We start from the raw sequence: 13,530 nt of genomic DNA, 5'->3' as shown, positions 1-13,530 counted from the left end.
GGGGACTTATATGAATCGTGCCAAGGCGGAATCAGCTTTCAGCAAACGGACCATCGCCGCAGCATTAGCAAATTACATTGATGCAGGTTCCATCGTGGCAGGATCAGCGGGTTTATCTATGTGGGTCAGCTATTTGAAGCTGTCCGACAGTCAGATCGGATTGCTCGGCGCCTTCAGCGCAAACGCGATATCAGCGGCCATCGGAGCGCTGCTCGGCGGGTATTTGGCTGATAAGGTCGGCCGAAAAGCTGTATATACAAACAGTATGCTCGTCTACGCTTTAGGAATTTGTTTGGTTTTGTTTGGATTCAACTTTCCCATGCTGTTATGCGGATACATGATTATCGGGATTTCTGTAGGCGCGGATATTACGGCTTCATGGACCATTATCGCGGAAAACGCCCCCGAAAAAAACCGGGCGAGGCATTGCGGAGTGGCGCAGGTGGCGTGGGCCGCAGGAGCCGTTGTGGTCCTGCTGTTATCCGTTTTGGTCGGTGACCTCGGGCTTTTAGGAAATAAAATTGTCTTTGCGCATCTATTGGTGATCGCCCTGATCACATATGTGATAAGAAAGCGTTTACCTGAGTCGGATGCCTGGAAAAACAGTGAAGAGCGCCCTGCCGCCGTGAAAAAAACATCTTATTTTGACTTGCTTCAGCCGAAATTTTTCAAGAACATTTTGTTTTTAATGGGTGTGTTTCTCGTATGGAATCTCGCCGCGGGCGTCATGGGATTCTTTATGCCGTACATCTACCAGCAGGTCGGCGGCGTATCCGCAAATACGGCCAACATTCTGCAGATGGCCCTGTTTATCTTCACCGGTCTCGGCGTCGCCTGTATCTTCATGCCTTTTGCAGATCAATATCGGAAAACGGTGTTCGGAATCTGCGCCTTTATGGCTGTTGTCGGCTGGTCGCTGTTTTTGCTGCCGTTTCAGGGGCTCCCGATGCTGCTTTTGTTTGTTTTAGCGATCGGCATCAATAACGGAGCCGGCCAGCAGGCGAACTACCAGCTGTGGGCAAGCGAGCTGTTCCCGACAGAACACAGAGCGTCAGCACAAGGGCTCATGTTCTTTCTCGTCCGTATTTCAATCGGCATTTGGAGTTTATTTGTGCCGGTCATCATGTCACAATTCGGCATCGGTTTTATGGCCGGTATTCTGCTCATATGTGTGACGGCCAGTATGATCATCGGGCTTGTTTTCGCACCGAATACGTCCGGCAAGTCGCTTGAACAGATACAGGAGGAACTGTACGGTGCTCCTCAGGACGGCAGCGGGAAAAAAAAGACGAGAACCATTATTTGATTATCAGAAGGAGTGGCGATCAATGAATTTACGTATAGGTGTTATCGGAACCGGTGCTATCGGAAAAGAGCACATCAACCGCATCACAAATAAGCTGTCCGGAGCGGAAATTACCGCTGTCACAGATGTGAATGAGGAGGCCGCGCAGCAGACCGTTCAGCATTTCAATTTGAATGCCTCCGTTTATCCTGATGACGACAGCCTCCTCGCTGCTGAAAATGTGGATGCCGTCTTAGTGACAAGCTGGGGCCCGGCTCACGAATCCAGCGTGTTGAAAGCGATTCAGCACGGCAAGCACGTGTTTTGTGAAAAGCCGCTTGCGACAACGGCAGAAGGCTGTATGCGCATTGTCGAGGAAGAAATGAAGACGGGAAAACGATTGGTGCAGGTAGGTTTCATGCGCAGATATGACAGCGGTTACGTTCAGCTGAAAGAAGCGATCGACAACCGTGCGGTCGGCGAGCCGCTGATGATTCACTGTGCGCACCGCAACCCGACAGTCGCATCGAATTATTCAACGGACATGGCCGTCGTCGATACGCTCGTTCATGAAATTGATGTCCTCCACTGGCTTGTCAATGACGACTATGAATTCGTACAGGTCATCTATCCGAAGAAATCAAAAAATGCGCTGCCACATCTGAAAGATCCGCAGATGGTCATCATCGAAACAAAAGGCGGCATCGTCATCAATGCAGAAATCTACGTGAACTGTAAATACGGCTATGACATTCAATGTGAAATCGTCGGGGAAGACGGCGTTATCAAGCTTCCGGAACCGTCAAGCATCAGCTTGAGAAAAGAAGGGAAATTCAGCACCGATATTCTGATGGACTGGCAGCGCCGATTTGTGGCTGCGTATGATGTGGAAATTCAGGACTTCATTGATTCGATCCGGAAAAAAGGCGAAGTCAGCGGTCCGACGGCATGGGACGGTTATATTGCCGCGGTGACAACAGACGCGTGCGTAAAAGCTCAGGAATCCGGACAGAAAGAGCCAGTGGTGTTGCAAGAGAAACCGGCATTCTATCAATCATTTACGACTGTGAACAAATAATAGATTTGGAGTGAAAGCAATGAGACTGGCCTTAGATCCATCCATGTACCGCGATGATTTAACGTTAGAGGAAATGGTCTATAAAACGGCGGAACTCGGATACGAATATATCGAACTGTCCCCGCGTGAGGATTTTTGTCCTTTCTACAAATATCCGAAAGTCGATTCAGCAAAAATCAAACAATTGAAGCGCCTTTTAAAGGATACAGGTGTGAAGCTGTCCTCTCTTCTTCCGCTTTACCACTGGGCGGGTCCTGATGAAGACCGCCGCCAGGCCGCCGTGCGCAACTGGAAACGGGCGATCGAAATTGCGGTTGAACTTGAAGTGGATTTGATGAACAGTGAATTCAGCGGTTCAAAGTATGATCCGTTGACAAGTGAAGAAAAATTCATCAAATCCATGGATGAGCTGCTGCCCGTCTTTGAAAAAGAAGGCGTTAAACTCAACCTTCAAGCCCATCCATACGATTTTATCGAAACGCACAAAGGTGCGATGGATATGATCCGCGCGCTCGATAAGGATTGGATCAACCTTGTCTACTCGACTGCGCATACGTTCTTCTATGATGACGGCAAAGGCGATATCGAAACCATGTTTGATGAAGCCGGCGACCGCCTCACGCATGTTTTATTTGCAGATACTTTTAATCATAAAGCGGCGCACGGCCTGCGTTACATCGTCAATCCGCCTGACGCGAAAGTAACGGTGCACCAGCATTTGGATATCGGGCAAGGCGAGGTCGATTTTGAGACGATTTTCAGAAAGATGAGAGAGATGAAATTCGACGGAATTGCAACGAACGCCGTGTTTGCTTGGGTCGGCGAAAGAGCGGATGAATCAAGCCGGATCATGCTTAAGAAATTAAAAGAAGAACTGGGTATGGCATAAGCTGAGTATGGAGTTCGGCGGATCGGAGTAAAAATGCCCTCCAGCCGGACTCCCTTCATATCGAAAATGCGGATGGGAGAGGCTGACATGAAACTTTGCTTTAATGAAGCGACTACGCTGGAGAATTCAAACCTGAAACAGGATTTAGAACTGTGCGAAAAGCACGGCTATGATTATATTGAAATCCGCACAATGGATAAGCTGCCGGAATACTTAAAAGACCATTCACTGGCCGATCTGGCGGAATATTTTCGAACCCATCACATTAAACCGCTTGCCCTGAACGCACTGGTTTTCTTCAACAACCGTGATGAGAAGGGCTATAGGGAGATCATTTCGGAATTCAAAAGCATGATGGAAACCTGCAGGACGCTCGGCGTGAAATATGTGGTGGCCGTGCCGCTTGTGACAGAGCGGAAAATCTTGAAAGAAGAGATCAAAAAGAGCAGCATAGAGGTGCTGACTGAGCTTTCGGACATCGCGGAGCCGTACGGCGTAAACATTGCCCTTGAATTTGTCGGCCACCCGCAATGCACGGTCAATACATTTGAACAGGCGTATGACATCGTGAACGCTGTCGGCCGCGATAATGTCGGACTGGTGTTTGACAGCTTCCATTTCCACGCGATGGGCTCCAATATTGAGAGCTTGAAGCAGGCGGACGGAAAGAAAATTTTCATCTATCATATCGACGATACAGAAGACTTTCCGATCGGCTTTTTAACGGATGAAGACCGCGTCTGGCCTGGGCAGGGTGCGATTGACTTAGACGCCCATCTGTCAGCGTTAAAAGAAATCGGATTCAATGATGTTGTCTCCGTAGAGCTGTTCAGACCTGAATATTATAAGCTGACTGCGGAGGAAACGATCAAAACGGCAAAGGAAACAACGGAAGCCGTCGTATCAAAATACTTCATGAAGGAGGCGTGAACATGGCTTTTGTCACCATGAAACATCTTCTTGCAGAAGCGAAACGGGAGCATTATGCAGTCGGTCAGTTTAATATCAACGGCCTCCAATGGACGAAGGCGATTCTGCAAGCGGCGCAAAAAGAGCAATCGCCGGTCATCGCCGCGGCTTCCGATCGTCTGGTCGACTATTTAGGCGGGTTTAAAACAATTGCCGCCATGGTCGGCGCGTTAATGGAAGAAATGGCGATTACCGTTCCCATCGTGCTCCATCTTGATCACGGAAGCAGTGCGGAACGCTGCAGACAGGCCATTGACGCCGGATTCAGCTCAGTGATGATTGACGGCTCCCATCATCCGATTGATGAGAACATCGCGATGACAAAAGAAGTCACCGATTATGCCGCAAAGCACGGCGTCTCAGTAGAAGCAGAAGTCGGCACGGTCGGCGGCATGGAAGACGGGCTGGTCGGCGGGGTCCGCTATGCCGATATCGCCGAATGTAAACGGATCGTGAAAGAAACCAATATCGACGCTCTGGCCGCCGCCCTCGGCTCCGTCCACGGCAAATATCAGGGCGAGCCCAATCTCGGATTTAAAGAAATGGCGGCTATCTCCCGCATGACTGATATTCCCCTCGTTCTCCACGGAGCATCCGGGATTCCGCAGGATCAGATCAAAAAAGCCATCACGCTCGGCCACGCGAAAATCAATATCAACACGGAATGTATGGTAGCCTGGACAGACGAAACACGACGCATGTTTCAGGAAAACGGCGATCTGTACGAACCGCGCGGCTACATGACACCCGGCATTGAAGCCGTGGAAGAGACGGTGCGAAGCAAAATGAGAGAGTTCGGATCAGCCGGTAAAGCCGTAAAACAGCAGGTCGGCTGATGAAAACGGAAACCGCCAAGATGGCGGTTTTTTTGTGCGGTGTTGCGTCCGTACGCCCGAAACGATTATGATGATGGCAGCAGCGTAAGAAACGGGAGTGGTTCAGTTTGAATAAAATCATGATTGTGGAAGATAGTGAAGACATTCGCGGACTATTGCAGAATTACCTTGAAAAATACGGATATCAAACCGTGGCCGCTGCGGATTTCACGGCTGTTCTTGATGTCTTTTTGCGGGAAAAGCCTGATGTGGTGCTGCTTGATATCAACCTGCCGTCTTATGACGGCTATTATTGGTGCCGCCAGATCCGCCAGCACTCCACAAGCCCGATCATTTTCATCTCAGCCAGAAGCGGGGAAATGGATCAGGTGATGGCGATTGAAAACGGCGGAGATGATTATATCGAAAAACCGTTTTCCTACGATATTGTGCTGGCGAAAATCAAAAGCCAGATCCGCAGGGCATACGGAGAGTACGCCGCCAAGCAGGGTGAGAAAGTGGTTGAATATGCCGGTGTGCAGCTCTTTGTGGAACGGTTTGAACTGCGCTTTCAGGACGAAAAAAGCTTGCTTTCTAAAAAAGAAAGCAAGCTTTTGGAAGTGCTGCTGGAGCGGGGAGAAAAGGTGACGGGTCGGGACCGGCTCATGGAAAAAACGTGGGACACCGACATTTTCGTCGATGATAATACGCTTAACGTGTATATCACGCGGCTCAGAAAAAAACTGCGGGAGCTGAACGCGCCTGTTTCCATTGAATCGGTGCGGGGCGAAGGCTACCAGCTGAGGGCGCTGTCATGAAGCTGTTTCTCCGGTCTCAAGCCGTGCTGATTCTGCTTTTTCTCCTTCAAGGGCTGTTTGTCTTCTTTTATTACTGGTTTGCGGGTCTCCATTCTTTTTCCCACCTGTTTTACATATTGGGCGTGCAGCTTCTTATTTTGGCGGGGTATCTTGCCTATCGCTGGTACAAAGACCGCGGTGTGTATCATTGGCTCAGCTCGGAGCAGGAAGGGACGGACATCCCGTATCTCGGTTCTTCAGTGTTCTGTTCAGAGCTGTATGAAAAGCAGATGGAGCTGACCCGGCTACAGCACCAGAAGCTCCATGAAACCGAAGCCAAACTCGACGCGCGGGTGACGTATATGAATCAATGGGTGCACCAAGTAAAAACGCCGCTGTCGGTCATTAATTTAATCATTCAGGAAGAGGATGAGCCCGTCTTTGAACAAATCAAAAAAGAGGTCCGGCAGATTGAATTCGGGCTGGAGACGCTCCTTTATTCATCAAGGCTTGACCTGTTTGAGCGGGATTTTAAAGTCGAAGCGGTTTCCTTATCAGAGCTTCTCCAATCGGTCATTCAAAGCTATAAACGATTTTTTATTCAGTACCGCGTCTATCCGAAAATGGATATTCGCGATGATCATCAGATTTACACCGATGCCAAATGGCTCAAATTTGCGATCGGCCAAGTCGTCACAAATGCGGTCAAATATTCGGCAGGCAAGAGTGACAGACTGGAGCTGAATGTCTTCCGCGATGAAGACAGGACGGTGCTTGATGTCAAAGATTACGGTGTCGGCATTCCCTCGCAAGATATCAAGCGGGTGTTTGACCCTTATTACACCGGCGAAAACGGGCGGCGTTTCCAAGAATCTACGGGAATCGGCCTCCATCTCGTCAAAGAAATTACGGGCAAGCTCAATCATACGGTGGACATCAGCTCGTCCCCCGGTGAAGGGACTTCGGTCCGATTTTCATTTCTTACAAAAATGTAAGACTGCGTTAAGAAAACAACATAGCTCATTCTGTTTCCCCTTGATAACATGGATTTACGTCAAGGGGATTTTTTATGCTGAATGCCCCGGCACTACATGAAAGCAGCCCAGATCAACAAGAATAAAACCATAAGGAGGATTCTCATGGCGAATATGCTTGAAGTCAAACATATAAATAAAACCTATAAAGGACAAGTATCCTATCAAGCTTTAAAACAAATTTCATTTTCAATAGAAGAAGGCGGGTTCACGGCGGTGATGGGACCGTCCGGCTCCGGAAAAACAACACTTTTGAATATCATTTCAACGATCGACCGGCCGGATTCAGGCGATATCCTGATTCACGGAGAAAACCCGCACCGGCTGAAGCGGACAAAGCTCGCTCATTTCCGCCGAAAGCAGCTCGGGTTTGTGTTTCAGGATTTCAACCTCCTGGACACGCTGACAATCGGTGAAAATATCATGCTGCCGTTAACGCTTGAAAAAGAAGCGCCATCTGTCATGGAAGAAAAACTGCACGGCATCGCGGCAAAGCTCGGAATCGAAGACCTGCTCAGCAAACGGACGTTTGAAGTATCCGGCGGACAGCGCCAGCGGGCCGCCATCGCAAGAGCGGTCATTCATAAGCCGTCACTTATTCTGGCTGATGAACCGACGGGAAACCTTGATTCCAAAGCGTCAAAAGATGTCATGGAAACGATGCAGAGCCTGAATCAGGATGATCATGTCACGGCTTTGATGGTGACCCACGATCCGGTTGCGGCAAGCTACTGCCGCCGCGTCATCTTTATAAAAGACGGCGAACTGTTTAATGAGATTTACCGCGGGGAAAACCGCCAAGTCTTTTATGAGCAGATTCTTGATGTGCTGTCTATGCTGGGGGGAAACGCAAATGACCTTTCTTCAGTTCGCTTATAAAAACGTCACGAGAAACAAAAGGGCCTATCTTGCATTCTTCTTGAGCAGCGCCTTTTCCGTTTTGATTTTCTTTACCTTTGCGATGTTCCTGTTTCATCCGGCACTAAAGGAAGGCTACCTGAATAACATCGCCAAAAAAGGCTTAACCGCCGCGGAATGGATGATCTTTGTTTTTTCTTTCTTATTTGTTCTGTATTCGGTTAACGCATTTTTGAAATCGAGAAATAAAGAATTCGGTATTCTGCTGATGCAGGGTATTACGCCGGTGCAGCTGAGAAAGCTCATTACGGCGGAAAACATGATCATCGGCGTCATGTCGATCGCAGCGGGGATTATCGGAGGCTTCATTTTTTCGAAAACGTTCTTTACGGTCGGCGCTTATATTTTAGAAATGGACGCGCTGCCTCTGTACATGCCTTGGAAAGCGCTCGGCATTACGGCCGGCGGATTTCTGCTCTTATTTTTCCTTTTATCGCAGTTCACGATCCTTTTTGTCAGATCAAATACGGTGATCAAATTAATAAAGGGCACTGACAAGATCAAGCCGGAGCCGAAGCCGTCCGTGCTTCTGTCCTTATTCGGCATCGCCTGCCTGTGCGGCGGGTACGGCATGGTTCTGAAAGGCAATGTCCACGGGACCGAGCCGTTCATCATTTTACTGCTTACCGTCATCGGCACGTATTTCTTTTTCAGCCAAAGCAGCATCTGGATTCTGCGCGCGCTGAAGAAGTGGAAAACCTTTTATCTGCGCGGGAAAAACGTCATTTGGGTTTCTGATCTTGTTTATCGTTTAAAAGACAACGCCCGCCTGTTCTTTATCGTCAGCATTATTTCCGCGGTTGCCTTTACGGCGACGGGCGTGCTCGCGATGTACAAATCGACCGTCGGGGCGGAAGAGTCCGCCTATGAGATGGAGTATTTATCTTTCAGCAATAACCCGAAAGAACAGACTCATTTGAAAGATATTGATCATGAACTGAAAACACACGGCTTTACGTATAAGAAAGACAAAATAAATGTTTCCTATGTCCGCTATCAGGAAGGAGGTACTGTTCCGCCTGTTTACATGATCAGCGAATCGGATGTGTCAACATACTTCCATGTCAAGCTGAACGGGCTGAAACATAATGAGGCTGTCTATTTCCCGGGCACGTATGACCGCAATTTCAAAAACGACGCGCCGGATCAGCTGAAGCTGCTGAACCAAAAAGGCAAGCCGTCTGACCAAAAACTGACGGTAAAAGAAGTCAAAAAACCGCTGATTTCACTGAATGCCATCATCGCGGTGAACGATCAAACCTTTGATCAGCTGAAATCACTCGGTGAGAAAGCGTCATTATACGGCTACAGCTATGATCATTGGAAAGACAGTCTTGGGATCAGCCAATCCTTGAAAAATGAGATTTACGGCAACTATATCGACGTGCATTCTGATTTTATGGCAAAAGCCGGGACGTACTATGATACGGTGCAGCTGCCGAGCCTGAGTTTATTCATCGGCCTGTTTATCGCGATCGTCTTCTTTGTCGCGGCAGCGAGTTTCTTATATTTCAGGCTGTTCACCGATTTAGATGAGGACCGGGAGCGCTACCGTTCATTGGCCAAAATCGGTCTGAGTGAGCGTGAAATGGCACAAAGCGTGACGATACAATTGGCGATTCTCTTTTTCTTTCCTTTCGTCATTGCCGTCATGCATACGCTGTTTGCTTTGAGAACATTGGCGATGGAAGGCTATTCCGATGTAGCGGGGCCGCTCAGTCTGACCATCGGAGGGTTTTTCATCTTTCAGCTTCTGTTCTTCCTCGCGGTGCGGACAAGCTATTTGAAAAAAATGAACAAGTAAGGGGAGTGCACAGATGAAAAAAGCATTGGCAATCCTGGCCGTCTTGGCGGCCGCTGCCGTCATATACGGACTTCTCTTTTTTCATAATGATGTTACAGACAGATTTAATCCGTTTATTCACCAGCAAGATGTTTATGTACAGATTGATCGAGATGGCAAACATCTTAGCCCGGGCGGTACTGAGTATACATTAGACGGATATAACGCATCCGGGAAAAAAGAAGAAGTGACCTTTTTCGCCGGGAAAGACCTTCGGAAGAACGCGTATTTGAAGGTGAAGGCGAAAGGAAAGTATGTCGAGACCTGGGAAGAAGTCAGATTTGAAGATATGCCAGGCTCCGTACAGTCAAAATTAAAGTGAACATGAAAAACGGCACAGTGTCATGACTGTGCCGCTTTTTTTATTTTTTATTTTCTTCAGCCCGTTTGATCAGCATGTCGGTGATGATATCCATCTGTTTGCTGACGGCAATCGGGTCATACGGATAGAAGGTGTTGAAATCGTTGATAAAGACACGATTGTTCTTTACGGCATCGAGATTTTTCCAAACGGATGAATCTTTCAGACGCTCAAATGTTTTGCTTTCTCCATTCGGATTGTAATCGGTAATGAACATATAATCAGCCGCATATTGGGGAATGACCTCTTGGGAAACCTGTTTCATGGCGCCCGTTTTCATGATGTCTTTTTCGATTTTGGCCGGCGCTTTCAATCCGAGCGCGTTATAAACGGCTTGGCCGCCGCGGCCGGAATTGTCATTGAAAATCCAGATTTCGCCTTTATCCGTCGTTTCATAAAGGCCGACTGTCTCGTCTTTGCCGATCACGTTTTTGAGGCGCTTTTGATCGGCTTCGGCCTTTTTGTTGAAGTCTGCCATAAAGCTTTTGGCTTTATCCTTCGCCCCGGCAATGTCACCGAATAGGCTGACCGTATCTTTCGTATTCTTTGCGGTGTTAAAAGGAATGACAATCGTCGGTGCGATTTTCGATAGTTTCTCGTATTGGTCATCCTTCATCAGCACGATTAAATCAGGCTTCAGCTGCATCACTTTCTCCACATTGACGGGATTGCCGATGTCCGTGGTGTTTTTCAGCTGTTTTTTGATAAACGGATTTTTGAAAGCCCATGAGCCCGCCCCGACGACATTTGCGTCAACGGACAGCAGCTCACCCGCATAAAAGTCAGTGACGATCCGTTTCGGATGTGCGGGTATGTCAATATTTCCTTTTGTTGATTCATATGTACGCATGTCTGTCTTTCCTTTGCCTGATGCCGATCCGTTGTTTTCCTTCGCGCCGCTGCAAGCGCTTAATGCGAAAACAAGCAGAAGTGCCAGGCCGATCAGCCATGATTGTTTCTTCATAATGATCCCCCTATTTCGGTGATAATGATTATCATTATTAATATAGCAGGAAGACGTCATTCCGTCTATGTTTTTTATAGAAAACCTTCCTTGATTATCCATGTTATAGTAGTAAAGGAGGAGGAATGAATGTTGATTACGAAAAGAGGGACTTGGTGGGAAGTGCTGCACAGCTGGTGGCTGCTGCTGACTTTCGCGCCGTTTGGGCTGACCGCTTTCTTGGCCTTTTTCTATATCGGCTACCGGGCCAAGAACAAAAAATGGCTGAAATACGGACTTATCTATTTTATTATTTTAGCAATTGCTTTTGTGCTGCCGAGCACGCCGGGCGTGTATATCGTGCTGCCTTTATGGGTCATCTCCATCATCCACGGGCTGAAAGTGCGGGCGGCTTACTTAATACAGCTTGATGTGTTTAAACAAAACGTCGAAGCAAGAGCGTTTGAAGCGGTAAGGCATGAGGCGGAGGAAAAATTCGGCGGAAAACCCGCTCAACGCATTGATCTGACAAAACAGAGATAAAAACAAATGACAAAGCCGGTATCTCGCGCTTTGTCATTTGCATGACCGGCCTATTGCTGGTATGAATGCTGCTGAAACGGTGTGTGATGCTGTGTTTGCGGGAATGAAGAAACATTAGCGTTTGCCATCGGTGCAGGCATGTGTCCGCTTACTTCCTGCTGAAGCTGATTGCACACATTCACGATTTGCTGGCATTTCTGAATGGCCAGTTCATGCCCCTGCAGCGCTTGCTGAATGGTATGAACGGCATGCTGTTCATGGTTAAGCATCTGCTGAAGCATTTGAATGTTTTGCTGTTCCTGCTGGAGCATTTGCTTGTACTGCTGACTGCTTTGCTGTGTCTGCTGAATAAGCTGCTGTGCTGTTTGGCGGCATTGCTGCAGCTGATTTCCGCTGTATTGGTTTTGATACATCATGAAGACCTCCTGAAGTGATTGATTTTACACATTTATCATGTGAAAGAATAGGAGAGGCATTCATGCAAGAAGGGGATTCAAATATTTACCTGTTATGTACAGAGCGGAATACAAGGCTCGGGATGGCCTGTCGAGCTTTGTATTCCGGCCCTTTTTCTCAGAAGCCGCCTTCTGTAGCGTGAAAAGGAATATTGAGTCTGTTTTCGACTGCGCGCAGGCGCTGATTCAAACGGTTTAAGCGGCGGGTATGGATTTCAATGGACTGGCTCAGACGTCTGATCTGCTCATTCATACGCGTGATTTCCCGGTTTTGGCGCTGGTCTTCTTGTGAGAGGCGGGTGAGCTCTCTCGTTTGCTGGGCGTTTTGTCTTTCAAGCTGGGCGACTCTCCGTTCTAAAGCCGTAGGCTGCCGCTCTTCAGACTGAGGGGGCGCATAATAATAGCTTTCCTGCTGCTGATACGGCTCATACTCAACGGGGCTCACTTCGTATTCCTGCTGCTGAGGGAAATAGGCAGATGGGGTGTAGTACTGATATGGGTTCATTCATCATTCTCCTTATCTAGTGAAGTCTTTATACACTATGTAGTCAATTGCACAGTGCCACGGCATCCGCCTAACTTACAGGCGTAAAAAAAGCTTCAAAAGAAGGTGATCATGTTGCGGAACATACGGATTTTCATCATGACGGTTCTTGTTATCGGATGCGTCATGATAACAGGCTGCTCGCAAAAGAAAGCAGACGAACCCCCTTTTTATTACGGGACATGGGATGCGGGGCTGAAACCGGGCCCGATGGACGGGGTCAGATCTGAAACCGTTACGTTTACGAAAGACAGCGTGCTGACAAAGCAGGTCATTAAAGGCCGCGGCGAGGTTCCCATGCCCTCAGATGTTTACAAGGTGATCTCACAAAACACGGACGGAACGATCGAGATTGAATACCTCGGACATCCGCACCCCGTCAAAAGCACGTTGAAAAGAGGAAAAAACGATACGCTCATTTGGAAGATATACGGAGAAACAAAAACAATGACAAGAATAAAAACCGGCGGGGAGGATGCACATGAGAAATAAGGCTGCCGACAGACTCGTTTTGACGGGTGTCATCGTACATATCATTCAATGGTTTTCACTGTTATGGTTATTTTTTATGCTTTTTGATCAGTTCGGGCGTTTTACCATTTATAATCCCAATGTCGTCAACGGCAGCATGCAGTCTTTTTCATTCTTTGATATGATGCGCGCTCTTCTGTTTTCCGGCACGCTGCGGAATACGCTCCTGCTGTTTCTGTTTGCGGCGATGCTCATTTACTTATGGGTGAACGCTCTGTTTATCCTGCTGGAAATCGTTTCTTATATCATGATCAGGCGGAACAGCCGTTCATTATGGGCATACTTTCCCGCAGCGATGGGAATAAAGCTTGCCCTTCTGGACATAGCGGCCGTCCCTTTCTTTGCGGCGGGGCTGATGCTCTTGAAGCAGAAAACAGATGACAGCGGCGAACAAGCTGACAAGGGGAAAAGACGGCCCCGCATCCGGAGGCAGGCCCGGTATAGGAAGAGAAGGCGGAGAAACTTGTCCGTTTGATTTTTCATTGAAACGAAAAAACGATATGATGAAAGCATAAGCAGAAAAGG

Annotated in this window: 16 protein-coding genes; 13 read left to right on the top strand and 3 right to left on the bottom strand. The window is 48.1% G+C overall.

From position 1 onward, the window contains the following. Window positions 1-10 precede the first annotated feature (10 nt). The 10 genes from VP472_RS19355 to VP472_RS19310 all read left to right on the top strand — a co-directional run bounded on the left by VP472_RS19355 (window position 11) and on the right by VP472_RS19310 (window position 9,950). On the top strand, window positions 11-1,306 hold the full coding sequence (locus tag VP472_RS19355; protein ID WP_146275899.1) for an MFS transporter: 1,296 nt from the start codon (window positions 11-13) through the stop codon (window positions 1,304-1,306). Between the two features lie 22 nt (window positions 1,307-1,328). Beyond that, a complete protein-coding gene (locus tag VP472_RS19350) occupies window positions 1,329-2,363 on the top strand; it encodes a bifunctional inositol 2-dehydrogenase/D-chiro-inositol 1-dehydrogenase (protein ID WP_077723071.1) in 1,035 nt (344 codons plus the stop codon). A gap of 19 nt (window positions 2,364-2,382) precedes the next feature. Next, window positions 2,383-3,252: a sugar phosphate isomerase/epimerase family protein gene (locus tag VP472_RS19345; RefSeq protein ID WP_146275897.1), complete on the top strand. Its 870-nt coding sequence runs from the start codon at window positions 2,383-2,385 to the stop codon at window positions 3,250-3,252. An 87-nt stretch (window positions 3,253-3,339) separates the two neighbouring features. Beyond that, window positions 3,340-4,182, top strand: a complete 843-nt coding sequence (iolI, locus tag VP472_RS19340) for a 2-keto-myo-inositol isomerase (RefSeq protein WP_007407832.1) — start codon at window positions 3,340-3,342, stop codon at window positions 4,180-4,182. A 2-nt stretch (window positions 4,183-4,184) separates the two neighbouring features. Then, complete coding sequence (gene iolJ / locus VP472_RS19335; RefSeq protein WP_146275895.1) at window positions 4,185-5,057, top strand: 6-phospho-5-dehydro-2-deoxy-D-gluconate aldolase; 873 nt, start codon at window positions 4,185-4,187, stop codon at window positions 5,055-5,057. Window positions 5,058-5,164: 107 nt separating this feature from the next. After that, entirely contained in the window at window positions 5,165-5,854 is a 690-nt protein-coding gene (yxdJ, locus tag VP472_RS19330) for a two-component system response regulator YxdJ (protein ID WP_017418546.1), read from the top strand. Beyond that, window positions 5,851-6,828 carry a two-component system sensor histidine kinase YxdK gene (yxdK, locus tag VP472_RS19325; RefSeq protein ID WP_146275893.1) on the top strand — a complete coding sequence of 326 codons (978 nt, stop codon included), beginning with the start codon at window positions 5,851-5,853 and terminating at the stop codon, window positions 6,826-6,828. The genes yxdJ and yxdK overlap by 4 nt, the downstream gene beginning before the upstream one ends. Before the next feature lie 144 nt (window positions 6,829-6,972). After that, the gene (gene yxdL / locus VP472_RS19320) at window positions 6,973-7,746 is read left to right on the top strand and encodes an ABC transporter ATP-binding protein YxdL (protein WP_146275891.1); all 774 of its coding nucleotides are present in this window, start codon (window positions 6,973-6,975) and stop codon (window positions 7,744-7,746) included. After that, complete coding sequence (yxdM, locus tag VP472_RS19315) at window positions 7,721-9,589, top strand: ABC transporter permease YxdM (RefSeq protein WP_146275889.1); 1,869 nt, start codon at window positions 7,721-7,723, stop codon at window positions 9,587-9,589. The genes yxdL and yxdM overlap by 26 nt, the downstream gene beginning before the upstream one ends. A 13-nt stretch (window positions 9,590-9,602) precedes the next feature. After that, window positions 9,603-9,950, top strand: coding sequence for a YxeA family protein (locus VP472_RS19310; protein WP_004393256.1), 348 nt, complete (start codon window positions 9,603-9,605; stop codon window positions 9,948-9,950). A gap of 40 nt (window positions 9,951-9,990) precedes the next feature. On the opposite strand, the gene VP472_RS19305 is transcribed toward VP472_RS19310, so the two are convergent. Then, window positions 9,991-10,953, bottom strand: coding sequence for an iron-hydroxamate ABC transporter substrate-binding protein (locus tag VP472_RS19305; protein ID WP_065180350.1), 963 nt, complete (start codon window positions 10,951-10,953; stop codon window positions 9,991-9,993). Between the two features lie 129 nt (window positions 10,954-11,082). On the opposite strand from VP472_RS19305, the gene VP472_RS19300 reads away from it, so the two are divergent. Then, window positions 11,083-11,475: a hypothetical protein gene (locus tag VP472_RS19300; RefSeq protein ID WP_004393261.1), complete on the top strand. Its 393-nt coding sequence runs from the start codon at window positions 11,083-11,085 to the stop codon at window positions 11,473-11,475. Between the two features lie 50 nt (window positions 11,476-11,525). On the opposite strand, the gene VP472_RS19295 is transcribed toward VP472_RS19300, so the two are convergent. Further along, entirely contained in the window at window positions 11,526-11,888 is a 363-nt protein-coding gene (locus VP472_RS19295) for a hypothetical protein (RefSeq protein WP_004393264.1), read from the bottom strand. A gap of 160 nt (window positions 11,889-12,048) precedes the next feature. Next, on the bottom strand, window positions 12,049-12,435 hold the full coding sequence (locus VP472_RS19290) for a hypothetical protein (RefSeq protein WP_004393267.1): 387 nt from the start codon (window positions 12,433-12,435) through the stop codon (window positions 12,049-12,051). Between the two features lie 111 nt (window positions 12,436-12,546). On the opposite strand from VP472_RS19290, the gene VP472_RS19285 reads away from it, so the two are divergent. After that, the gene (locus tag VP472_RS19285) at window positions 12,547-12,966 is read left to right on the top strand and encodes a lipocalin family protein (RefSeq protein WP_060673806.1); all 420 of its coding nucleotides are present in this window, start codon (window positions 12,547-12,549) and stop codon (window positions 12,964-12,966) included. Then, window positions 12,956-13,480, top strand: coding sequence for a hypothetical protein (locus VP472_RS19280; protein ID WP_032858434.1), 525 nt, complete (start codon window positions 12,956-12,958; stop codon window positions 13,478-13,480). Before VP472_RS19285 ends, VP472_RS19280 begins: the two co-directional genes overlap by 11 nt. Window positions 13,481-13,530 lie beyond the last annotated feature (50 nt).

Source organism: Bacillus sp. MT(2024) (assembly GCF_036362845.1).
GTDB lineage: Bacteria > Bacillota > Bacilli > Bacillales > Bacillaceae > Bacillus > Bacillus velezensis.
The sequence above is the reverse complement of the archived record's forward strand: the minus strand, read 5'-3'. Positions and strand labels throughout refer to the sequence as shown.